The sequence below is a fragment of the Lysobacter sp. Root667 genome (assembly GCF_001427715.1).
In the GTDB taxonomy this organism is placed as follows: Bacteria; Pseudomonadota; Gammaproteobacteria; order Xanthomonadales; family Xanthomonadaceae; genus Lysobacter.
The window spans coordinates 18133-40102 of record NZ_LMHF01000009.1 but is presented as its reverse complement, the minus strand read 5'-3'; the positions used below and the strand labels follow the sequence as shown (position 1 = coordinate 40102).

The 21970-nt window shown below is 70.1% G+C and carries 20 protein-coding genes; 12 read left to right on the top strand and 8 right to left on the bottom strand.

Annotation, left to right across the window (positions count from 1 at the left end):
• Window positions 1-6: 6 nt before the first annotated feature.
• From ASD78_RS03850 to ASD78_RS03815, 9 genes are all read left to right on the top strand, one after another.
• Entirely contained in the window at window positions 7-1323 is a 1317-nt protein-coding gene (locus ASD78_RS03850; RefSeq protein WP_235565906.1) for a glycosyltransferase, read from the top strand.
• Window positions 1320-2666 (top strand): condensation domain-containing protein, encoded by a 1347-nt coding sequence (locus ASD78_RS03845; RefSeq protein ID WP_055909243.1) that lies wholly within the window; start codon window positions 1320-1322, stop codon window positions 2664-2666. The genes ASD78_RS03850 and ASD78_RS03845 overlap by 4 nt, the downstream gene beginning before the upstream one ends.
• Window positions 2663-3643: a glycosyltransferase gene (locus ASD78_RS03840; RefSeq protein ID WP_056098520.1), complete on the top strand. Its 981-nt coding sequence runs from the start codon at window positions 2663-2665 to the stop codon at window positions 3641-3643. Before ASD78_RS03845 ends, ASD78_RS03840 begins: the two co-directional genes overlap by 4 nt.
• Window positions 3640-4941: a condensation domain-containing protein gene (locus ASD78_RS03835; protein ID WP_056098517.1), complete on the top strand. Its 1302-nt coding sequence runs from the start codon at window positions 3640-3642 to the stop codon at window positions 4939-4941. The genes ASD78_RS03840 and ASD78_RS03835 overlap by 4 nt, the downstream gene beginning before the upstream one ends.
• Window positions 4942-5044: 103 nt before the next feature.
• On the top strand, window positions 5045-5728 hold the full coding sequence (locus ASD78_RS03830) for a glutathione S-transferase family protein (RefSeq protein ID WP_056098516.1): 684 nt from the start codon (window positions 5045-5047) through the stop codon (window positions 5726-5728).
• 113 nt (window positions 5729-5841) lie between these two features.
• Window positions 5842-6678 carry an AraC family transcriptional regulator gene (locus tag ASD78_RS03825; protein ID WP_055909256.1) on the top strand — a complete coding sequence of 279 codons (837 nt, stop codon included), beginning with the start codon at window positions 5842-5844 and terminating at the stop codon, window positions 6676-6678.
• A gap of 138 nt (window positions 6679-6816) precedes the next feature.
• A complete protein-coding gene (locus ASD78_RS21145) occupies window positions 6817-6954 on the top strand; it encodes a hypothetical protein (RefSeq protein ID WP_200944124.1) in 138 nt (45 codons plus the stop codon).
• Complete coding sequence (locus ASD78_RS03820; protein WP_056098514.1) at window positions 6951-7844, top strand: alpha/beta hydrolase; 894 nt, start codon at window positions 6951-6953, stop codon at window positions 7842-7844. Before ASD78_RS21145 ends, ASD78_RS03820 begins: the two co-directional genes overlap by 4 nt.
• Window positions 7841-8887: a saccharopine dehydrogenase NADP-binding domain-containing protein gene (locus tag ASD78_RS03815; protein ID WP_056098512.1), complete on the top strand. Its 1047-nt coding sequence runs from the start codon at window positions 7841-7843 to the stop codon at window positions 8885-8887. The genes ASD78_RS03820 and ASD78_RS03815 overlap by 4 nt, the downstream gene beginning before the upstream one ends.
• Window positions 8888-8930: 43 nt before the next feature.
• On the opposite strand, the gene ASD78_RS03810 is transcribed toward ASD78_RS03815, so the two are convergent.
• Window positions 8931-9845: a hypothetical protein gene (locus ASD78_RS03810; RefSeq protein ID WP_056098509.1), complete on the bottom strand. Its 915-nt coding sequence runs from the start codon at window positions 9843-9845 to the stop codon at window positions 8931-8933.
• 71 nt (window positions 9846-9916) lie between these two features.
• Complete coding sequence (locus ASD78_RS03805) at window positions 9917-10468, bottom strand: hypothetical protein (RefSeq protein WP_056098507.1); 552 nt, start codon at window positions 10466-10468, stop codon at window positions 9917-9919.
• Between the two features lie 320 nt (window positions 10469-10788).
• On the opposite strand from ASD78_RS03805, the gene ASD78_RS03800 reads away from it, so the two are divergent.
• The gene (locus ASD78_RS03800; protein ID WP_056098505.1) at window positions 10789-11892 is read left to right on the top strand and encodes a serine hydrolase; all 1104 of its coding nucleotides are present in this window, start codon (window positions 10789-10791) and stop codon (window positions 11890-11892) included.
• A gap of 3 nt (window positions 11893-11895) precedes the next feature.
• Here ASD78_RS03800 and ASD78_RS03795 read toward each other — a convergent pair whose 3' ends face one another.
• From ASD78_RS03795 to lexA, 6 genes are all read right to left on the bottom strand, one after another.
• The gene (locus tag ASD78_RS03795; protein WP_056098503.1) at window positions 11896-13449 is read right to left on the bottom strand and encodes a winged helix-turn-helix transcriptional regulator; all 1554 of its coding nucleotides are present in this window, start codon (window positions 13447-13449) and stop codon (window positions 11896-11898) included.
• Between the two features lie 114 nt (window positions 13450-13563).
• On the bottom strand, window positions 13564-14160 hold the full coding sequence (locus ASD78_RS03790) for an alpha-ketoglutarate-dependent dioxygenase AlkB (protein WP_056098500.1): 597 nt from the start codon (window positions 14158-14160) through the stop codon (window positions 13564-13566).
• Window positions 14161-14170: 10 nt separating this feature from the next.
• Window positions 14171-17413, bottom strand: coding sequence for an error-prone DNA polymerase (locus ASD78_RS03785; protein WP_056098497.1), 3243 nt, complete (start codon window positions 17411-17413; stop codon window positions 14171-14173).
• On the bottom strand, window positions 17410-18828 hold the full coding sequence (locus ASD78_RS03780) for a DNA polymerase Y family protein (RefSeq protein WP_056098494.1): 1419 nt from the start codon (window positions 18826-18828) through the stop codon (window positions 17410-17412). Before ASD78_RS03780 ends, ASD78_RS03785 begins: the two co-directional genes overlap by 4 nt.
• 9 nt (window positions 18829-18837) lie before the next feature.
• On the bottom strand, window positions 18838-19464 hold the full coding sequence (gene imuA, locus ASD78_RS03775) for a translesion DNA synthesis-associated protein ImuA (RefSeq protein WP_056098492.1): 627 nt from the start codon (window positions 19462-19464) through the stop codon (window positions 18838-18840).
• A gap of 1 nt (window position 19465) precedes the next feature.
• The gene (lexA, locus tag ASD78_RS03770) at window positions 19466-20065 is read right to left on the bottom strand and encodes a transcriptional repressor LexA (protein ID WP_055909417.1); all 600 of its coding nucleotides are present in this window, start codon (window positions 20063-20065) and stop codon (window positions 19466-19468) included.
• Window positions 20066-20310: 245 nt separating this feature from the next.
• On the opposite strand from lexA, the gene ASD78_RS03765 reads away from it, so the two are divergent.
• Both ASD78_RS03765 and ASD78_RS03760 read left to right on the top strand, forming a co-directional pair.
• A complete protein-coding gene (locus tag ASD78_RS03765; protein ID WP_056098490.1) occupies window positions 20311-21330 on the top strand; it encodes a hypothetical protein in 1020 nt (339 codons plus the stop codon).
• Window positions 21327-21884, top strand: coding sequence for a hypothetical protein (locus ASD78_RS03760; protein WP_156087570.1), 558 nt, complete (start codon window positions 21327-21329; stop codon window positions 21882-21884). The genes ASD78_RS03765 and ASD78_RS03760 overlap by 4 nt, the downstream gene beginning before the upstream one ends.
• The last annotated feature ends 86 nt before the right edge of the window (window positions 21885-21970 follow it).

Here is a 21970-nt window from a genome sequence, read left to right as displayed (position 1 = left end):
CCGACCATGTCCGCCGCGCGGCCCGTCGTCATCTTCACTATCGGCACGCTCGGCGACGTGCTGCCCTGCGTCGCGCTGGGCCAGGGCCTGCGGCGCGCGGGCTATCCCGTGCGCATCGCCACCAGCGCCAACTTCGCCGCGCTGGTGGGCGACGCCGGCCTGGAGCATTACCCGCTGAGCGCGGATTTCCAGGCCATGCTCGACGCCGACCGCAGCATCGCCGATCGCGGCCTCAATCTGTACGCAATGGCGCGCACCTTCCGTGAGCGCTATGCGCACTGGGCCCGGGACTGGGCCGCGGAAGGCCTGGCCGCTAGCGACGGCGCGGGCTTGCTGATCGGCGTCAGCAACGCCATCCAGCTGGCCAAGGCCCTGTCCGAAGCACGCGGCCTGCCGTTCGCGATCGCGCGCCTGCAGCCTCTGACGCCGTCGCGGATCCTGCCGCCGATGGTGATGGCCGGATCTCGCGAGCGCCTGCCGGGCGCGCTCAGCCTGGGCCTGTACAAGCTGATCCATCTGCTGGTGTGGTACGTGATGAAGCCGGCGATCAACGACTTGGTGCGGCCGCAACTGGGTCTGCCGCGCTATCCCTGGCACGGCCCGCATCTGGGCCGCAATGCCCAGCAGGAAAAGACCCTCAACGGCTACAGCGCGGCCCTGCTGCCGCGTCCTGCGGACTGGCCGGAGAGTTCGCAGATCACCGGTTACTGGTTCGCCGAACAGAGCTCGTGGCAGCCCAGCGAGGACTTGCGCCGCTTCCTCGCCGGCGGCGACAAGCCGGTCTATGTCGGCTTCGGCAGCATGGTCAACGCCGACGCGGTCGCTTTCACCCGCACCGTGCTCGACGCGGTCGAACGCAGCGGCCTGCGTGCCGTACTCGCCACCGGCTGGGGCGGCCTGGACGGCGCCGACGGCGCGCGCGACGCACGCACTTACTTCCTGCGCCACGCGCCGCACGATGCCCTGTTCCCCCACATGTGCGCGGCCGTGCACCACGGCGGCGCCGGCACCACCGCCGCCGCGGTGCGCGCCGGCATCCCCTCGGTGGTGGTGCCGTTCTATGGCGATCAGCCGTTCTGGGCGCGTTGCCTGCAACGCCGCGGCGTCGCGCCGCCGGCGCTGCAACGCAAGACCCTGGATGCCGCGCAACTGGCCGAGGCCATCCGCGCCACGCAGCAAGCGCCGATGCTGCGGGCGGCGGCAGAACTGGGCCGCACGGTGCGCGCCGAAGACGGCATCGGCGCGGCGCTGGCGCAGTTGCGCGCCTGGGGCCTGCTCGATCCGATCGCGCCCGAAGCGCCGCGGCTGCGGAGCGTCGCATGAGCACCGTCCCCGCACGTCCGCTGACCCTGTTCGAACGCGCCCTGTACGGCGACGGCAGCCTGCCGGGCAACGTCATCGCTACCGCCTGCGTCGAAGGCCGCATCGATCAGACCGCGCTGCAGCGCGCACTGACCCAACTGCAGGCGCGTCACCCGCTGCTGCGCTGCCTGATCGTCGAACGCGACGGCCGGCCGTGGTTCGAAATGCAGCACAGCCCCCTGCCGATCGCCCTGCGTATCCTAGGCCGGAACGGCGACGACGGCTGGATGACGACCTCGGCGCGCGAGCTGCAACGGCGCTTCGATGGCCGCAGCGAACCGCTGGCACGGCTGATCTGGCTGCGCGGCGAGAACCAGAGCGAGCTGGTCCTGGTCTGCCATCACGCGATCTGCGACGGGCGCTCGCTGATGACCTTGCTAGGCGAGCTGCTGCGCTGGTCCGACGGCTCCGAACACGCGGTCGAACCCCGTCACCTGCTGGCGAGCTTCATCGATCTACTGCCCGACTCGGTGCGCAACGACCGCGGCTTGCAACGCAGCATCCGCTGGCGCGCGGCCGCGTTGTCCCTGGCGCTGCGGCTGCTGGTCAGGTCCAGGCCGGCGCAGCGCTACGGCGAGGTCTATCGCGAACTCTGGACTCTGGACGAGGCCGCCAGCCGACGGCTGTCCGAGCACTGCCGCCACGAGCGCGTCAGCACCTACGTCGCGATCAGCCTGGCCTTCATCGCTGCGTTCCGCGCGGTCTGCGGCCCGCGCTGGATCCAGCGCTACACCGCGCCGGTGGACATGCGCAGCCTGCTGCCCGCACTCGCCGACGACGACTTGTTCGGGATCGCGCCGACGATCGCGCTGCAGCCGGGCAAGGCGCGCGCGGGCGAATGCTCGCCGACCGAGTTCTGGGAGCAGGCACGGGCGCTGCAGGCAGACCTTCAGGCCAAGGTCGAAGTCCTGGCGCCCAAGGTCTACCGCAACTTCCTCGGCCTGGAACGCCTGCACGGCGTATTCGAACGCATGGTCTCCTACGGCCGTTCGCGGCGCGCCGGGCGCGAACTGACGCTCAGCAACCTGGGCCGGCTGTCGCTGGCGCAGGACTATCACGGCTACCGCCTGCGTGCGGTGCGCGGCGTCTCCGGCCTGGTCGGCGCGACGCCGGCGCATCTGGTGGTGATGTCGCGCTACGCCGGCCGCTACGACTTCGTGCTCGCCTCCGACGAAGACTCGTTGCCGCGCGCGCAGGCGCAGCGGATCCGCGAACACGCGATGGCGCTGCTGGAATCGATGACCGCGCCGCAGACGCAAACCGCCCAGCACGCGCCCTCGTCCGCACCGGTACGCGCCTCATGACTCGCTACGGCCTGATCTTCGTCCTGTACCAGCCGGGCCCGGAGTTCGTCGACAACTTGCGCCGCGCGCGCGCGATCTGCGCCGATCTGGTCGCGATCGACAACTCGCCCGAACCGGATGCGTCCCTGCACCGGGCCCTGCACGACGAACACATCGACGTACTGGTCAACCGCAACCGCGGCGGCCTGGCCGGTGCCTACAACCGCGGCGCCGAAGTGCTGCTGGCGCGCGGCTGCGAAGTGATCTTCCTGCTCGACCAGGACTCCAAGATCGAGGCCTCGTTCTTCGAACAGATGATGCAGGCCTGCGCCACGCTGGGCACCGACAGCTTCGTGCTCGGGCCGCGCGTGTACGAGATCAACCTGCGCAAATGCATGCCGACCTTCCCGCCGGGCCGGCGCTTCCCGCGGCCGGTGCGCATGACCGAGCGCAGCCAGGGTTTGTTCCCGACCCTGTTCGTGATTTCCTCCGGTTCGGCGATCTCGGCCGCCGCCTATCGCAAGCTCGGCGCATTCCGCGAGGACTATTTCATCGAGTACATCGATATCGAGTACGGCCTGCGCGCCTCCAGCCAGGGCGTGCCGGTACTGATGAACGCAGACGTGGTGATGAACCAGACCACCGGCCAGATCCGCCGCCACGGCAAGCTCTACACCACCCATCACGTCGCCTGGCGACGCTACTACGGCGCGCGCAACGCGGTGCATTGTCTGCGCCTGTACAAGGCCCATTGGGGCCTGCACTGGCTCAGCGGCGCGCTGGCCCTGCACCAGGGCCTGTGCGTGGCGCTGTTCGAGCCGGACAAGCTGCGCAAGCTGACCGCCATCGCCTGCGGCTACTTCGACGGCCGACGCGGCAAGCTGGGCACGTTCGAACGCCTGCATCCGCGTATCCACGCCTACTGCTCCGGCGCCGCACGTGGGGCGCCAGCCGCCGCAACCGCGAGCTCGAGGTCGGCGCCGGGAGACGCCTCGTGAGCCGCAAGCTGTCCACGATCGAACATCTGATCGACGGCAGCCTGGTCTATGCGGTCCGGCTCGAAGGCGGCATCGACGAAACTCGCCTGCGCGAGGCGCTGGCGCGCGTGCAGCGCAAGCATCCCGCCTTGCGCGCCACGGTGCAGGCGCAACGCGGCGGCCTGCACTATGTCGAAGACAGTGCCGGGCCCATCCCGCTGCGCGTGCTCGACCGGAACGGCGACGACGACTGCCGACGCGAATCCGTGGATGAAGCCGAGACCCCGTTCGCGCACGGCCAGCCGCAGCTGCGCCTGGTCTGGCTGCGCGGCGCGGACGCCAGCGATCTGCTGTTCGTCGCCTCGCACCGCATCTGCGACGGCATGAGCCTGCTGATCCTGGTTCGGGAAACGCTGCGGGCCCTGTACGACGACGCGCCGCTGCGGCCCTACGCGGCGCTCAGCGCCGCCGATATCGTCGGCGACTACCGCCCCGAACACCCGCGGCGGCGGCGCTGGACCGCGCGCCTGATCGGGCTGCTGCTGCAGGTGCTGCCGCCGCTGCCTGCCCCGCGTAATCGCGAACATCACCTGGAATGGAATGCCGGGCCGGCCCTGTCGGCTGCGTTGCGGCAGCGTTGCAAGCATGAGGGCGTGTCGGTGCATGCGGCGCTGGTGGTCGCGCTGGACAGCGCCCTGCTGACCGCGCTGGGCCGCGAGCGGCTGCCGGCCTGGATCGAAAGTCCGATGGACGGCCGCCGCGGCCGTCTGCCGGCGCTGGCCGACGACATGCTGTTCTACGGTGGCGGCGGCCTCAAGTTCCGCACCGGCGAAGCCGGCGCTGCCGATTTCTGGGAGTGCGCCCGCACGGTGCATCGCTCGATGCAGGGCCAGATCGAACGCGAGACCCACGACATCCCGGGCCGCTACCACTTCTGCGAACTGATCCGCCCCCCGGCGCCGGCGCAACTGCATGCGCTGATCCGGTTCGGCAACGCGCTCGGGCTCAACGGCAGCTGGAACCGCTTCACCCTGTCCAACCTGGGCAATCTCGACCTGCTCGGCGACGACGCTCCGTTCCGCCTGCGCGATCTGCGCGTCTTTGTGCACTCGCGTTCGGTCCGTGCGCTGGGCTTGATCGTCTATGCCCTGCATGGCCAGATCCGCTTCTACTGCATGGGCGACGAACGCTGCATCACTCAGGAGCGCGCCCATGCCCTGCGCGACGCGCTGACGGCGATGCTGGACGCCCAGGTCGGTCGGTCCCAGCCGGTGCTGTCGGCCGAAGCCGGCGCGGCCGGCGTGGCGCTGGCCGGCTAGACGCGCCGATCAAGATTGGATCGACATCGGATCGACGCAACCACGCTGCGGCACCGGCCGTATCGGGCTAACCTGTCGTTCCGACCGGTTGCAGGAATCCGCGATGGCGCTCGTTCTGTACCAGCATCCCCTGGCTTCGTTCTGCCACAAGGTGTTGATCGCCCTGTACGAGAACGGCACCCCCTTCGAGCCGCGCCTGATCGAATGCGCCGCCGCCGACGAGCACGCACGTTTCCTCGACCTGTGGCCGGTCGGCAAGATGCCGGTGCTGCGCGACGAAGCGCGCGATGCGACCGTGCCGGAAACCAGCATCATCATCGAATACCTGGACCGCCATTACCCGGGCCCGTTACCGCTGCTGCCGGCCGACCCGGCCGCCAATCTCGACGCGCGCCTGTGGGATCGCTTCTTCGATCTCTACGTCAGCGTGCCGATGCAGAAGATCGTGCTGGACCGCCTGCGCGGCGAAGGCGAACACGACCCGCGCGGCGTAGCCGACGCCCATGCCAGCCTGGGCATCGCCTACGGCATGCTCGAGCACCGCATGAGCGGCCGCCTCTGGGCCGCCGGCGACAGCTTCGGCTTGGCCGATTGCTCGGCCGCACCGGCCTTGTTCTACGCCGGCATCGTGACTCCGTTCGGCGAGGGCTTCCCGAACCTGTCGGCTTATTTCGAACGCCTGCTGCAACGGCCCTCGTACGCGCGCGTGCTGGCCGAGGCGCGGCCCTACTTCAAGCTGTTCCCCTACTACGAGCGCATGCCGGCGCGCTTTCTGGCCGAGGACTGACGTGCTTGCTGCCGGCGCGTGGCTGCGCCATGACCTGCGAGGTCATGGCCGGCATGCCCGCCCCCGCTTATCATCGGCAGCGGACGCCTAGCCCCCGGGGCCGCACGAGCACGATGACGGATTTCGCAGTCTCCCGTTTGTTCGACAGCGGCACCGTCGCCGTGCGCAACGTGCTGTGCGCCGGTCATTGCCGTCACCGCAGCGCCGAGGAATGCGCGTCCTCGACCCATCTGGTGTTCCCCTACCGCGGCCTCTATCTGCGCCACGTCGGCCAGGACCAATCGGTCGCCGACGCCAACCATGCCCTGCTGTTCAACGCAGGCGAGGCCTATCAGGTCAGCCACCCTGTGCTCGGCGGCGACTCCAGTCTGGTGCTGGCGATATCGGCGCCGCTGCTGCGCGAATTGGCTCCGGCCGAGTTGCTGCACAAGCGCGACGAGCTCGGCTTCAACCGCCAGTCGCTGCGCATCGACGCGCGCGCGCAAGCCTTGGTCGCCTTGCTGCGGCATAGCCTGCAGATCGGCCATATCGAGGCGCTGGAAGCCGAAAGCCTGGCCCTGACCCTGGTCTGCCGCAGCCTCGGGCCGCGGACCGCGCACGCCACCGCCGCGACCCATTCGCGCCGGCGCCTGGTGGACCGGGTCAAAGTGCTGCTGGCCGAGGATCTGACCCGGCGCTGGAGCCTGGAGGAGATCGCGGCCGAGATCGGCGGTTCGGCGGTCTACCTGACCCAGGCTTTCCAGCAGGTCGAGGGTCTGCCGCTCTATCGCTATCACCTGCAACTGCGCCTGGCGCGCGCCCTGGACCTGATTCCGCACAGCCAGGACATGTCGGCGTTGGCCCTGGACCTGGGTTTCTCCAGCCACAGCCACTTCAGCGCCGCATTCAAGCAGGCCTATGGCCGCACGCCCACGGCGTTCCGGCGCTCGGCCTACGCCAAGAGCGCGTGAGCGCGCTTCACAAGCGGTTCGTTCACGAGCGGGTCGTCCGCGAGCGGCCCGCAAGTCGCTAAAGATTCCGACAGCGGCCGCGCCGCCGCGATGGTCTCCTGGTCTCGCCCGGCCAACGGGCCTACCTCGGAGAAAATCATGAACGACAACACCTGCGCCGCTTGCGACTGTGAGCTGGACGAACAGGCCATCGCGATCAGCCTCGGCGGCCACACCGTCGAAGTCTGCTGCGAAGAATGCGCGCAGAAGCTGCGCGAAGCGGACGTGCGGCCATGAACGGCGAGACCTACTTCGCCGCGCGCCGCTCGGTCGACACGCCCTCGGGCCGGATCAGCTACGTCGAACGGGGCCAGGGCCCGGTCGCACTGTTCGTGCACGGCGTGTTGCTCAACGGCTATCTGTGGCGCCATCAGCTCGCGGAACTGAGCGACAGCCGACGTTGCATCGCGGTCGACCTGCTCGCGCACGGCTACACCGAGGCCGGCGACGGCCAGGACGTGTCGGTCACCGCCAATGCGCACATGCTGGCGCAGTTCCTCGATGCGCTGGGCATCGACCGCGTCGACCTGGTCGGCAACGACAGCGGCGGCGGCGTCTGCCAGATCTTCGCCGCGCACTACCCGCAGCGCATCCGCAGCCTGGCGCTGAGCAACTGCGACGCCCACGACAACTGGCCGCCGGAGGCCTTCAAGCCCTTCGTCGCCATGGTGGCCGCGGGCGGCCTGGGCGATACGCTGCAGGCCATGCTGGCCGACAAGGCGGTGTTCCGTAGCGCGTTGGCACCGGCCTACGAGCGACCCGAACAGATCGCGGACGCGACCATCGACACCTACCTGCGACCGCTGCTGGATCCGGCCCGACGCCTCGGCGAACTGGAACGCTTCGTCAATGCCTTCGATTGCCGCCACACCCTGGCGATCGAGGACGGACTGCGCCGCCTGCAGGCGCCGACCCTGATCGCCTGGGGCACCGACGATATCTACTTCCCGCTGGCCTGGTCGTTCTGGCTGCAGCAGACCATTCCTGGCACCGTGCGACGGGTCGAGTTCGACGGCGCGCGCATTTTCTTCCCCGAAGAACGCTGGCAGGACTTCAATCGCGAACTGCGCACGCATTGGCAGACGCACTCCGTCGAACCCGCAAACGCACAGGCGGCCATCGCATGAGCCACGCTCAGATCCGCGCCGCGGCATCGGCAGGCAAGACCGTCGCCGTCTACGGCGCCTACGGCCATACCGCAGGCTTCGTGATCGACGAACTGCTCCGGCGCGGCCTGGTGCCGCGCCTGTGCGGGCGCGATGCCGCCAAGCTGGCGGAGCTGGCCGACGCCTATCCGCATTTGCAGCGATGCCAGGCGTCCATCGAAGACCCGCAAGCGCTGGATCGGATGCTGCAAGGCGCCGTCGCGGTGCTCAACTGCGCCGGCCCCTTCCTCGACACCGCCGCGCCGGTGCTGGAAGCGGCGTTGCGCGCGGGGCTGCCCTATCTCGACCTGTGCGCAGAGCAAGGCGCGGTACTCGATCTGGCGGCGGACTACGATGAGCAGGCACGCGCCGCCGGCATCGTCGCGATTCCGGCCATGGCCTTCTTCGGCGGCCTGGCCGACCTGTTGACCACTGCCGCGCTGGGCGGTGCATCGGATGCGGATGCGGTCGAGATCGCGGTGGCATTGGACCGCTGGCATCCGACCCTGGGCACGCGCGTGACCGGTCAACGCAACCAGCGTCCACGGCTGGTGATCGCCGACGGCCGGCTCGCTCCACTGGCGCAACCGCCAGCGGCACGCGAATGGACGTTTCCGCCGCCGTTCGGCGCGCAAGCGACCCTGGCCCTGCCGTTCTCGGAAATCGCCACCTTGTCGCGGCATCTGCGCTGCGCTCAAGTCGACTCGTACATGAACCTGACCGCTGTGCAGGACGTGCGCGATCCCGGCACGCCGACGCCGGCCGCGGTCGATGAAAGCGGGCGTTCGGCGCAACGCTACGTCGTCGACGTGCAGGTACGCCGGCATGGCCGCTCGTATCGGGCGACCGCGCAGGGCCAGGATATCTACGCGGTCAGCGCGCCGCTGATCGTGGAGGCGCTGGTGCGCATACTCGACAGCCGTGCGAAAGCCGTCGGCGTGGTCGCCCCCGGCCAGGCCTTCGACGCCGCGGACTTCCTGACCTCGTTGACTGCTCTGGAATGGACGCTGGATCAGAACCCGTGATCGGAGCCACCGGCGGGCCGCGCCGCTGCCCGCCGGTCGCGACTCAATAGAACGCGATGCCCGGACGCAGCACCAAATGGAACACCAGGGTCAGGGCGATCAGCGCCAGCAGCGGAATCGCGATCGAGCGCAGCGGGGCCGCATCGCCTGCGCGCGTGGGGATCGCGAACCAGGCCGCGGCCTGCATCCACGCCACGCCGATCACGTATTCGGCCACCGGCACGATCGCGACCTGATCCAGGCTGCCCGGCACCCGCATCGACAGGATCAGCGGCAGCGCCAGCAATCCCGGCAGGGTCGCGGCGCGGAACACGAAACCGTTGCGCCGGCCCGGCGCGGCGATCTGCTCCGCGTGCGTGGCCAGGGCCAGCAGCGGTCGCAGCAACCGGACCGCGATCCACACGATCAAGGCCATCGCCAGCAAGGCCGCGACGGTCTTGCTCGCCGCGCTCCATTGCAGGTACTCCATCGCCATGCCCACGTCGTTGCCCGGGAAGATCGCCCCGACCACGAATTGCGGCAGCGCCTGGAAGCAGCCGTGGAAAACCATCCAGAACGCGAACAGGCGCCACAGTGTCGAGCGCGGCGGGCAGCGGCGCAGCCAATACGCGCAGATCGCGGCGACGATCAGTGTCGCCACCGCGCCGGTGCCCTGGAACAGTTTGGCCAAAGGGTTGTCGCCGTCCCAATGGTGGTTGTTGTGGAACAGGGTCGGGCGCAGCCCCGGCGTGAACGCTTTGGGCAGCACCAGGAACAGCTCCTGGATGAAGAAGATCAGGCTGAAGCACAGCGCGTAGAGCAGCATCGAAGCCAGGATCAGCTTCCAGTCCCAGACCGGATACAGCGCCGGCGTGGTCGCGCGGTCGCGGCGGCGCAGCAGCCCGGCCAGACCGAGCAGCACGGGACCGCCCAGCGCGAACGAAGGGGCGAAGACGGAAAGAAAACCGGTGGCAGTCATGCGGTCGTGCGGAAGTGGGGACTGCGCGAGTGTAGGCCCAGTCGTGGCCGCGCCGCGATCCTGCGCACGGACTAGCGACGGAATTCGTAGAGCACGTCTTCGCGCATGCGTTCGAGCAGATCCACGCTCAGCGCCTGCCTTGGCACGGCTTCGCGGTCCAGCAGCGCGATGTCCGCGCTTAGCGCGCCGTCGTAATCGTGCAGCAGGAGCCCGATGCGGGCATTGCTCCCATAAGCCAGCGCCTCGTCGAGGAAGGCCACCCACACCGCCAGCGCCTCACGCGCCGCGACCGCGTCCACCTCGTCGACGGCGCCGCGCTTGGCCTGCTGCTGGGCCTGCGCGCGCTCGATCTTGGCCTCGCTCCAGCCCTTGCGGCGCAGCCGCTGCGCCGCTTCGGCCGGATCGGGCTCGCGACGCGAGCGCTCCGGCGCCCGCCCGCCCAACGGCGTACCGCAGTCGCAATGGCCCAGGGTGGTCAGAAAGTAACGAAAGCCGGGACAGATCTGGCGCTCGATGCTCGCGTTCGTCATCGGCTGCAACTGCCGGCCGTGGCGGCGCGCGATCGCGTCCAGCGCAGCGATATCGGCGGCGATCGGCAGGGTGGCAGTGATGAAGCGGCACATGCGGCGAGTTTATCCGACCAAGGAGGACGGCCTGAGCTACCTCCATGGCATCCATTCCCCGGACCTCGCCGGCGCAGAAGCTGGCGCACGGCGTGCGCAAGGGCTTGCCGCAGGCCGGGCACGGCGGGCCGAGCATGGCGACTCGGCGATGCCGCAGCGCATCGACATGGGTCCGGCGGAGACCGGTCCGGCGCCATGACAGGCGCCGGACCCGCCGGCGAGGGGCCTGCAGGCGCAACTTCAGAATTCTTCACTCGCCGATCAGGCACTTCAGACGCAATGCGGCTGTGATCCAGGCTCCTTCCAACGAGAGTCCGCCCATGCCCCTACCCCGCCTCCTGCTGTTGCTCGCCCTGGCCAGCCCGGCCGCGTTCGCCGCACCCAGCGACGGCGCCCCCGGCGACGGCTGGCCCGCGGCGCGCGCCGCCGACACCGCCTTCGAGCCGGCGCGGCTGAAGACGCTGGACGTCCGCCTCGGCGACGGCAGCCTCAAGCAGCTGACCAGCGTGATGGTGGTGCAGCGCGGTCAGCCGGTGTACGAGCGCTACTTCAACGGCGCCGACGCCGGCACCCTGCACGACGTGCGCTCGGCGACCAAGAGCGTGACGGCGCTGCTGGTCGGAGCGGCCATCGACCGCGGCCTGCTGCCCGGCGTGCAAGACCGCGTCTACGACCGCTTCCCGCAGTTCACCGCCCGCCACGAGGTCGACCCGCGCCTGCGCGCCACCACCCTGGCCGACCTCCTGACCATGAGCTCGCAATGGGAGTGCAACGACGAGAACCCGTTCTCCAGCGGCAACGAGGAACGCATGTACGTCACCGAACGCTGGCTCGACTTCGCCCTGGCCCTGCCGGTCAAGGGCTACGCGCCGTGGATGAGCAAGCCCGCCGACAGTCCGCACGGTCGCGCATTCGCGTATTGCACGGCCGGTTCCTTCGTCGCCGGCGCCGTGGTCGAACGCGCCGCCGGCAAGCCCCTGGCGGAGTTCGCCGCGGAAGCCCTGGAGCGGCCGCTGGGCATCGCCCGCAGCCAATGGAACCGCTCGCCCGAGGGTATCGGCATGGGCGGTGGCGGCACCCGCTATCGCACCCGTGATCTGGCCAAGTTCGGCCAGTTGGTGGTCGACCACGGCCGCTGGCAGGGCCGCCAGGTGATCTCGGCCGACTACATCGCGGCGATGACCAGCGAACAGGCGAAAGCCGACGACGACGCCGAATACGGTTACCAGTGGTGGCGCCTGCACTTCGATGTCGGCGGCCGCGACGTCGCCGCCTGGGCCATGTCCGGCAACGGCGGCAACTACGTGATGGTGGTGCCGGAGCGGCAACTGGTGGCGGTGATCACCAGCACCGCCTACAACCAGCGCAACGGCCATACCCAGTCGCGCGAGATCTTCCGCGAGCTGCTGGCAGCGCTGCGCTGAGGCTCAGGGCACGTCGGCCGGCTTCCACGCGGCCGACGTCACCTGCGCGCGCTGCCTGGCGATGTCGGCGTCGATGCGCGCCAACACGCGGGCGTAGCCGGGGTCGCCGCGCAAGGCGGCGAACAAGGGCGAGGCCTGCAGATAGGCGCGGTCGCGATAACCGGCAGCGACCGCCGCGTCCAGCGCGGCCGCCGCGGCGACCGGTTGGTGTCGCGCCAGTTCCAGCATCGCCAGTTCCAGATGCACGCCCGGCCACGGCGCGGGCTGCGTCGGCAACGGGCGCAGCTCGGCGATGCGCCGGGCGATCCAGGCCGGCGCCGGTGCGGGTTCGGCGTAGAGCCCGTTGACGGTGAGTCCCAGCGAACTCTGCGGCCGCAGCCGCAGCGCTTGCGCGAACGCGGCCCGTGCCGCCGCGCGGTCGCCGCGTTGCAGGGCCAGTTCGCCTTGCAACATATATAGGTCCGGATGCGGTGTGCCGCGCGTCAGCGCCTCGGCCAGGGCGCCGGCGGCCTCGTCGTAGCGGCGCTCGCCGAACAGGCTGCGCGGCCAGGCGATGTTGGAGAACACGTTGTCGGGAAACAGACGGAAGTTGGCCTGATGGCGGCGGCGCGCGGCTTCGACGAAGCCGAGCAGTTCCAGTTCGCGCGCGACCTGCACATCGCGGAAACGCACCCGCGCCGGATCGCCGCGCAGCTGCATGTTGCCGCGCAGGGCGTCGGCGACCCTGCCCTGCTCCTGGTACAGATACGCCAGCGAGGAGCGGGTGTTGTCGGCGTCCGGGTCCAGCTTCAGCGCGCGCTCGTAGCCGGCCACGGCCGCACCGATGTCGCCCAGGCAGTCGTGCGCGTAGCCCAGCGCGGACCAGGCCTTGGCGTTGCCGCCGTCGCGGCGCAGCAGCTGCCTGGCCAGGGCCAGGCCGCGCTCGGCGTCGTCGCGGCCGCCGTTATAGAGACAGGTACGCGCACTGGACAGACGGCTCAGGCCGAGCAACGCCGAGACGTCGTCGGGATCGGCGGCCAAGGCCTGCCGGTACAGCGCGATCGCGCGCTCGTTGTCGTCGGCCTGGCCGATGCCGGCGTAATAGTCCGCGCGCGCCAGCAAGGGCGACTTCGGCGGCGGCGGCCCGTGCCGCCACCACAGTGTGGCGGTCGCAGCCGCCACGACCAGCACCGCAGCCACCGCCCATGGCCAGCGCCGCGCATTCGAGGGCGACGACGCCTCGGCCGTTGCAGGCTCCGCGTCCGCCAGCGTCTGCGGCAGCGCACACAATTGATAGCCCTGCCCGCGCACCGAACGGATATAGCGCGGCGCACGGCTGTCGTCGCCCAGCGCCTGCCGCAGCAACTTGATGCGCTGGGTGATGGTCTCCTCGCTGACCACCGCCGGCGCCCACACTTCGCCCGCCAGCTGATCGAAGCCCAGCACCCGGTCGCCGTGCGAGAGCAGGCAGGCGAACAGACGGAAGCTCAGCCCCGATACGTCCAATGCCGCGCCCTCGCGTTCGACGCGTTGGCGCTGCAGGTCGACGGTGAGGTCCAGCAGTTGGAGTCGGGACACGGGCTGCGGCGACGAAGCGGAGGGACGCCGCGGGCGCGCGGCACCGGCGATGCTACACGGGTGCGCGCTGCCGTTGGCGCCGACGCGGACGATCCCGGCCGCGATCGCGCAGCACTAGCCCTCGCGGCGTACGCGAAACACCACGCTGATGCGCGGCCCCTGAGCGCGCCTGGTCTTGGGAATGCCGTGCTCGTGGCTGAGCTGGGACGCGTGGCTCATGCTCAGCAGGCTGCCCGGAGCCAGGTCCACGGCCAGGGTGTCGCGCGCGCCGCGCTGGGCCCTGATCAGCATGCGGCGCGGCGCGCCCAGCGAAACCAGGGTGATCGGCCGGCCGGGCACGAGGGTATGCAGCTTGTCGTGGTGCATGGCCACGCTGTCGCGGCCGTCGCGGTACAGGTTCATGCCGATGCGGTTGTACGGCGCCGGCACCTGGGCGCGCACCCGTTGCAGCATGTCCGCCAACGGCAGGTCATCGGGCAGCTCCTGGGTGTCGTAGTGCGCCAGCAGACGCGGCACGTCGACGATGCGGTCGTACATCGGCCGCTGCAGATGCGTCCACGCCGCCCGCGCATGCAGGATTTCGAACCACGCCTCCGCGGTCGCGGCGTCGACGAAGCCGGGCCAATAGCGCACGCCGCCTTCGGCATCGTCCACCAGAGTCCGGCAGTCGGTCGCGAACAGGTCGTCGGCGTGGGCGCACAGCGCTTTCATGCGGCGTCCTTCAATGGAAATCGCGCGAGGAGGCCTGCAGATCGCCGAGCAGATGACTGAGATCCTGCAGTTCGCGCGCGATCAGGTGCTGCACGCCGTCGACCTGCTCCCAGCGCCCGCGCACCGCTAGCAGGCGCGCCCCCAGCAGGGCCTTGCGCGAACGCAACGCCACGTCCTGCCACACCACCACATTGACCATGCCGTGTTCGTCTTCGAGGGTGACGAAGATGGTGCCGCCGGCCGTGGCCGGACGCTGGCGCTGGGTGACGATGCCGGCCGCGTGCACGCCGCGGCCATGCCGCTGTTCGCGTAACTGGCGCGAGTCCATCACCCGGTGCGGTTGCAAACGCTTGCGCAGCAGCGCCATCGGATGCGTGCGCAGGGTCAGGCCGACGGCGCGGTAATCGGACAGCACGTCCTCGCCCTGGGTCGGTGCGGGCAGCTCGATGACATCCTCGTCCGGGCTGTCCGGCAGCAAGGGGCGCTGGCGCTCGATACCGGCCACCGCCCAGCGCGCGGCGTGGCGATGCCCGGCCAGGCTCTGCAAGGCGCCGGCCTCGGCCAGGGCGTGGCGCGCCTTCTCGTCCAGCCCGGCGCGCAGGCACAGATCGCGCACGTCGGCGAACGGCGCCTGCGCGCGCGCGGCGACGAGCGCGCGCGCCATCGTTTCCGACAGGCCGCTTACCTGGCGCAGACCCAGGCGCAGCGCCGCCTGTCTGCCGTCGTCTACGCCGACGCGATATCCGCCGCCTTCCAGGGTGTTGTCCCAGTCGCTGCAGGTCGCATCCACCGGGCGCACTTCCACGCCGGCACGCTCGCCGCGGCCGCGTCGGGTGTCCTGCACGATCTCGCTGGGCGAATAGAAGCCCATCGGCTGGGCGTTGAGCAGTGCGCAGGCGAAGGCCGCCGGCTCGTGGCGTTTCATCCAGCAGCTGACGTAGACCAGTTTGGCGAACGAGGCGGCGTGGCTCTGCGGAAAACCGTAGGAGCCGAAGCCCTTGATCTGTTCGAAGATCTGATCGATGAACGCCGAGGAGTAACCCTTGCCCTCCATCAGGGCGCGGATGCGCTCGCGATGCGGTTCCATGTCCCCGCCCCGGCCCCAGGCCGCCATCGAGCGGCGCAGGCGATCGGCCTGCTCCGGCGTGTAGCCGGCATGGATCACCAGCTCCATCACCTGCTCCTGGAACAGCGGGATGCCCAGGGTCTTGCCGAGGATGTCCTCGATGCCTGCCGAGGGGTAGACCACCGGCTCCTTGCCCTGCCTGCGCCGCAGATAGGGATGCACCATGCCGCCCTGGATGGGACCGGGCCGGACGATGGCCACTTCCACCACCAGGTCGTAGAAGTTCTTCGGCTTCAGCCGCGGCAGCATGCTCATCTGCGCGCGCGATTCGATCTGGAACACGCCGATCGTGTCCGCGGCCTGGATCAGTTCGTAGGTCGGCCCGTCGCCCGGCGGCAGGCGCGCGATGTCCAGGCGATAGCCGCGGTGGCGTTCGATCAGGTCCACCGCCTTTCGGATGCAGGTCAGCATGCCCAGCGCCAGGCAGTCGACCTTCAGCAACTTCATGGTTTCCAGATCGTCCTTGTCCCACTGGATGATGGTGCGGTCGTCCATGGCCGCGTTCTCCACCGGCACCACCGTGCTCAGCGGCGCATCGCTGATGACGAAGCCGCCGACGTGCTGCGACAGGTGGCGCGGATGGCCGCGCAGCTGCGCGGTCACCGCCAGGACGCGCCGGATCAGCGGGTTGTCCGGGTCGAAACCGGCCTCGCGCAGGCGCTGCTCCATCGGCGTCTCGCCGTTGCCCCAGCCGTAGCACTCGGCCAGCAGCGCGATCTGGTCCGGCGGCAGCCCGAAGGCCTTGGCCACGTCGCGCACCGCACTCTTGCCGCGGTAGCGGATCACCGTGGCGGCCAGCGCCGCGCGCTCGCGGCCGTACTTTGCGTACACGTACTGCAGCACTTCCTCGCGCCGTTCATGCTCGAAGTCGACGTCGATGTCGGGCGGCTCGCCGCGCTCCCTGGACAGAAAACGCGCCATCAGCAGCCGGCTCTCGGCCGGATCGACCGCGGTGATGCCCAGCGCGTAGCACACGGCCGAGTTGGCCGACGAGCCGCGGCCCTGGCAGAGGATATTCAGCGATCTGGCGTGGCGGACGATGTCCTCCACGGTCAGGAAGAAAGCCTCGTATTTTAGCTCGGCGATCAGTTCCAGCTCGGTGTCGATCTGCGCGGCGATATGCGCCGGCGTACCCTCCGGCCAGCGATCGCGCATGCCGGTTTCGGTCAAGGCGCGCAGCCAACTGCTGGGCGTATGCCCTTGCGGCACCAGTTCGGCCGGATAGTTGTAACGCACCTCATCCATGCGGAAGCCGCACCGGCGCGCCAGCTGCACAGCGGCGGCCAGCAGTTCGGGCGGATAGATGTTGCCCAGCGCGCGGCGCGTGCGCAGGTGGCGTTCGCCGTTGCGGAACAGCTGCGCGCCGCAATCGGCCAGCGGCGTGTTGTGGCGGATCGCGGTCATGGTGTCCTGCAATACGCGCTGGCGGCGCAGGTCCATATGCACGTCGCCGGCCGCCACCGGGGTCAGCTCCAAGTGCGCCGCCATCTCCAGCAACAATTGCAGGCGCGCGGCATCGTCTTCTTCGCGGCGCAGCTCCACCGCCAGGAAAGCGCGCTCGCCGAGCAAGGCGCGCAGCCAGCGTCCCTGCGCCGCGTCCGGCACGCCGGCCGGCAGCCACAATGCGAACACGCCGGCCTCGCCATCGCCCAGCACCTGTTCCAGGTCCTGCCGGGTCAGGTGGTATGCGCCCTTCGGCGCCGCACGGCGCGCGATGGTGATCAGCCGGCACAGCTGGGTGTAGCCCGCTTGGGTTTCCACCAGCAGCACCAGCTTGAGTCCGCAGTGCAGAGAGAACTCGCTGCCCACGATGAGGTTCAATCCGGTCGCGCGCGAGGCCTCCAGCGCACGCACGATGCCGGCCAGCGAGCACTCGTCGGTGATCGCCAGCGCTTCGTAACCGCAGTGCGCGGCACGCGCGAACAAATCCTCGGCGCTGGACGCGCCGCGCAGGAAGGAGAAGTCCGACAGGCAGTGCAACTCGGCATAGGCGGGCAGATCGCCGTCGCCGTCGGCATCGTCGTTGGCCGCATGCAGGCGCAAGCGGTGCGCGACCTCCCAGGCACGCGGCGGACGCCCGCCCGGCGTGTCGCGATAGACGCCGTTCACGGCATCGTCCCAGCTCATGCGAACCACCCGTGCAGCATCCAGCCCTCGCGCTCGCCGGGCGGCGCGTACGCCCAGGCGCGCTGGCCGCGACCGGTCTCCACCAGGTAATAATCGCGGCGCGCGTCGGCACCGTCCCACCAACCGCTTTCCAGCCGCTCCGGGCCGGACACGATGCGCAGCTGCGGATCGCGCAGCGGCATCGGCTGCGGCAATAGCCACAGCGGCCGCGGCGGCCGCGCGGGCGCGCTGCCGATGCGGGTCTCGTCGCCGTCCACGCGTCGCCAGGCGCGTTCCGGGCGCGGATCGCCGGAGGGCGTCACGCGGTACACCGCCTCGTCGCCCAGGCGCGCGCGCAAACGTTCGCGCAATTGCGGCCAAGGCTGGGTCTGCTGCGCGCGCGCGTCGAACAGATCGCGCGAGGCCGGGACGAACGGCGGCAGTTCGCGCGCCAGCAGGCGCAGCGCCACCACCGGCTGCGCGATCTGCACCCGCTCCAGGCGATTGCGGGTGAGCTCGAACAGCATCGCCGGCTCGCGCTCGGATGCCAGCAGGCCGACGTCGACATCGGTGTGCGCGCCCTCGTGCTCCAGGCGCAGCACGAAGCGCTGCACGCCGCCGTCGCGGATCGACAGATAGGTGCACAGATCGCCGATCAAACGCCGCAGCGGGAACAGCAGCGCCATGTGGCTTTCCACTTCGTAACCCAGCTCCACCCGCGCATCGAAGTGGTCCGGCGGAGCGTAGTAAGCCAGCGGATCGTCGGCCTGCCCGTACAGACGGTCCAGATGCTCCAGCAACGGCAGGCCGAAACGGCGGCGCAGGCTGTCGCGCGGCAGATTGCGCAAAGCGCGTAGATCGCGCACGCCCATGCGCTGCAGGCGCTCGCCATCGCCATCGGGCAGACGTGCGCGCCGCACCGGCACGCGATCCAGGTAGTCCGCCATCGCGCCCGGGTGCGGCAAGGCCAGGCCATCGCTGAGACCGGCCAGCACATGCGCCGCACGCGGCGTCGGGGCCAGCGCGATGCGGTGGCTGAAGCCGAGCGCGGACAGCTCTTCGCGCAACCGCGCTTCGATGCGCGGCCACGGCCCCAGCAAGCGAAAACTCGCGCGCACTTCCAGCACGATGCAACCCGGCCATTGCGCGCTGACCAGGGAGCTGTGGCGGTAAGCCCATGCGGCCAGGAAGCGCTGCCAGCGCGCCTCGGCCTGCGGCTCGTATTCCACCATCGAGAATTCCGGCAGCAAGGCGTGCGCTGCGGTCAGGCGCATGCCTGCGCGCAAGCCGGCCTCGGCGGCGCCGGCGTTCACCGCATGCAGGCTGCGCAACTGCGCCGGCCCGGCGACCAGGGCCAGCGGCGGGTCGGGATCAGGCAAACGCCGGAGGACGGCGTCCAGCGCCAGCTGCGGCAGCAGTATGCAAGCCCACAACATGCGCGCGCCTCACGCCGTGCCCGGTGCGTAGGTCTGCGCGGGCGCGGGACCGCCGCGGCATTTGCGCACGTGCCAGGCGTCCCTGCCCTGCGCATCGCGCGCGTACTCCACCCGCAAGGCGGCAGGCGACGGGTTGGCCGCGTGCTTGCGGTCGCGCAGGGCGAAGCCCAGGCAATCGCCGCTGTCGGCGGCTACCTGCAAGCGGCGCAAGGCCGGCGCATCGGCATGCAAGGGCCAACCGATCACCGCCGCACAGGCGCCGCTGCGCAGGCATTGTTCGAACGCCCAGAGGGCATCGCGCGGCGAGGCGTCGACGATGTGCAGCGCCGCCAATTCCACCCCGGCCGCCTGCCACGCCGGCGCATACGGCAGATAGGGCGGCGCGATCAGCGCCACCGTGCCACCGGCCTGGGTCATGCGCACCAGGGTGGGCATCAGCAAGGACAACTCGCCCACGCCGTCGGCCGGCAGCAATAGTTCGGTCAGTGCGCGGCGCGGCCAGCCGCGTTGCGGCAACAGCGCGTCCAAGGCCGCATGGCCGGAGGGCTCACCCTCGGCGGCGATGTTCGCGCTGCGTCCGGCATGCCACAGCGTCTGCGCGGCCAGCAGGGTTTCGATGGCGACCACGGCGCCCATCTCAGCCCAGCCGCACCAGGCCGCAGTAGACGCCTTCGATGGCGAAGTCCTGCCCCGCTTCCACCACGATCGGCGCATGCGCGGGATTGCGCGGCAGCAGGCGGATCTGCCGATGCGTGCGCTGCAGGCGCTTGATGGTCAACTCGCCGTCGATGCGTGCGACCACCGTCTGTCCGTCGCGCGCGTCGCTGCTGCGGTGCACGCCGACCAGGTCGCCATCCAGGATGCCGTCGTCGATCATCGAATCGCCCTGCACCTTCAGCAGGTAATCCGGCGCCGGCGAGAACAGGCGGCGGTCCAGCCACAGCTGTTGGTCCAGGCCGATGTCCGCACCGATCGGCGCGCCCGCCGCGACCCGGCCCAGCACCGCCAGGGGCAGCACGTCGGCGCCGCCGCCCGGCAGGCGCAGCCCGCGTTTCTGGCCCGGAGCCAGAGCCAGCAGGCCGTCGGCGACCAGCGCCTGCACGTGCTTCTGAGCGGCATTGCGCGAGGCGAACCCGAAGGCGGCGGCGATCTCGGCCAGGCTGGGCGCGCGCCCGGACGCCAGTTCCCGGCGCAAAAAAGCCAGCACGGCGGCGCGTTGCGGCGGCAGGGAGTCGATAGGATCCATAGGTGTACATTTGTACACCCATTGGTCGCAGGAGGCGAGACCCGGGACGCCCGCCCGTCGGGCGCAAGCGCCTGAGCACTCGTCCGGACGCCCCGCCGCGCCTCGCCCTCGCCCTGCCGCAAGGGTCCCCAGGGGCGGTTTACGGCCGCCCTTGGCCCATGAAACACTCGCGCCGCCGCCCAGCGCGGCCGTCGCCGGGGAGGCGACGCAGGGGTGCAATCACACAGGGGAACCACATGCTCGTACGTCTCGTGGCGTCGCTCGCCGCGCTTTGCCTTTCGTTCAACGCTCTGGCCGCCAAGCCGGTGCCGCTGCCCATGCCGATCGCCCAGGACCTGCCGGTCGAACTGGTGCTGAGCCAGCAGGAAGTCGCCATCGACGTGCCCAACACCGCCTCGGCGATGGGCGCCCAGTTCGGCCTGATCGGTGCGCTGATCGGCAGCGCCGTGCAGAACTCGCAAACCAAGACCGCCGAAAAGCGCGTCGCCGACCTGCGCAACCTGCTGCTGGACTATCGCTTCAACGAGCGCATGGAACAGGCGCTGCGCGCCAAGCTGGCCGGCGAAGGCTTCTCGCCCAACCCGCAGGTGGCGGTGATGGCCACGCCGTGGGATGCCGCCAACGCCAAGGACAGCGCCAAGCTGCCGCAGGACGTGCTAGTGCTGACCCCGCGCTACTCGATGAGCACTAACCTGGGCGGCCTGACCGTGCGCCTGCAGGCCAGCTACATGCATCGCGAGCGCAAGAGCAACGGCAAGGTCAAGGAAACCGTGCGTTTCAGCCGCCCCTACACCTTCCAATACAACGTCACCGACTACCCCAGTGAAGACGGCGCCATCGACCGTCGCTGGCTGGCGATGGGCCCGGCCGGCGTGAGCGCGCTGATCGACAACGGCATCGCCCAGGTCACCGACATGCTGGCCTACGACTTCTCCGCCGCCGGCCGCGCCGAATCGGCGACCAAGGTGAAGAACGACAAGATCCCGTTCGCCGGCAACATCTACCGCGGCCGTTCGCTGCGCGCCACGCCCGACCAGGTCTGGGTGCGCAGCGGCAATAGCTGGATGCAGAGCGTCAACGGCTACACCACCCTCAACGCCGGCAAGATGACCGCCGCCGCCGCGCCGGCCCCGCAGCCCGTCGTCGAGGCCGCACCGGCCGTTGCCCCCGTGGCCATGCCCGCAGCACCGGCCGCCAACGACGCCGCGCCCGTCGCGACCGGTGCCGACGCAGGCGCAGGCGCAGGCGGCCGATGAGCCGCGCGTTACTCACGCTGGCAATGGCGGTTGCGGCGACGCTCGCCCTGAGCGCGTGCAGCCAGAAAGTGCATCAGGTCGTGGTGCGTTCGGACCGCCTGCCGGCCACCGCGCCGTCGAAGAAACTGCCGCGCCTGAGCTGCGCCTACCAGCTGGTGGACGTCGTCGACGCCCGCGCCGCCGGCAATCGCGCCGGCGGCCTGGGCAATCACCAGTTGCTGCTGGACGACGCCCCCGCCCTGGTCCGCAACCAGCTGCAGAAAGTCGGCATGACCAGCGCGGACGCGGCGGCCAACAGCGACGCCCGCCGCGTGGCCGTGCAGATCAAGCAGCTATACCTGGCCCAGAACCAGGTCACCAAGGTCCCGGTGGCCGTGTACAGCGTGCGGGTCGGCGACGGCGCCCCGTTCGTGATCCGCGCCCAGGCCGCGACCATGAACTGGAACGGCTCGGAGAAAGAGGCCTACCAGGCCTTGGCCGACGTTCTGGGCGATGCCAGCGCCCAACTGGTCAACACGCTCAACAAGGACTGCGGCGCGAACAAAGCCAGCTGATCGCCGCGTCATCGTTTACGGTAGCCAGGGTGGACACCTCCACCCTGGCGCACCGCCGTCAGACCGCATACACATGGAGCGATACC

Coding starts and splice junctions, on each gene's coding strand:
- ASD78_RS03850 (WP_235565906.1), top strand. CDS start 7: ATGTCCGCCGCGCGGCCCGTCGTCATCTTCACTATCGGCACGCTCGGC.
- ASD78_RS03845 (WP_055909243.1), top strand. CDS start 1,320: ATGAGCACCGTCCCCGCACGTCCGCTGACCCTGTTCGAACGCGCCCTG.
- ASD78_RS03840 (WP_056098520.1), top strand. CDS start 2,663: ATGACTCGCTACGGCCTGATCTTCGTCCTGTACCAGCCGGGCCCGGAG.
- ASD78_RS03830 (WP_056098516.1), top strand. CDS start 5,045: ATGGCGCTCGTTCTGTACCAGCATCCCCTGGCTTCGTTCTGCCACAAG.
- ASD78_RS03825 (WP_055909256.1), top strand. CDS start 5,842: ATGACGGATTTCGCAGTCTCCCGTTTGTTCGACAGCGGCACCGTCGCC.
- ASD78_RS21145 (WP_200944124.1), top strand. CDS start 6,817: ATGAACGACAACACCTGCGCCGCTTGCGACTGTGAGCTGGACGAACAG.
- ASD78_RS03820 (WP_056098514.1), top strand. CDS start 6,951: ATGAACGGCGAGACCTACTTCGCCGCGCGCCGCTCGGTCGACACGCCC.
- ASD78_RS03815 (WP_056098512.1), top strand. CDS start 7,841: ATGAGCCACGCTCAGATCCGCGCCGCGGCATCGGCAGGCAAGACCGTC.
- ASD78_RS03810 (WP_056098509.1), bottom strand. CDS start 9,845: ATGACTGCCACCGGTTTTCTTTCCGTCTTCGCCCCTTCGTTCGCGCTG.
- ASD78_RS03805 (WP_056098507.1), bottom strand. CDS start 10,468: ATGTGCCGCTTCATCACTGCCACCCTGCCGATCGCCGCCGATATCGCT.
- ASD78_RS03800 (WP_056098505.1), top strand. CDS start 10,789: ATGCCCCTACCCCGCCTCCTGCTGTTGCTCGCCCTGGCCAGCCCGGCC.
- ASD78_RS03790 (WP_056098500.1), bottom strand. CDS start 14,160: ATGAAAGCGCTGTGCGCCCACGCCGACGACCTGTTCGCGACCGACTGC.
- ASD78_RS03785 (WP_056098497.1), bottom strand. CDS start 17,413: ATGAGCTGGGACGATGCCGTGAACGGCGTCTATCGCGACACGCCGGGC.
- ASD78_RS03780 (WP_056098494.1), bottom strand. CDS start 18,828: ATGTTGTGGGCTTGCATACTGCTGCCGCAGCTGGCGCTGGACGCCGTC.
- imuA (WP_056098492.1), bottom strand. CDS start 19,464: ATGGGCGCCGTGGTCGCCATCGAAACCCTGCTGGCCGCGCAGACGCTG.
- ASD78_RS03765 (WP_056098490.1), top strand. CDS start 20,311: ATGCTCGTACGTCTCGTGGCGTCGCTCGCCGCGCTTTGCCTTTCGTTC.
- ASD78_RS03760 (WP_156087570.1), top strand. CDS start 21,327: ATGAGCCGCGCGTTACTCACGCTGGCAATGGCGGTTGCGGCGACGCTC.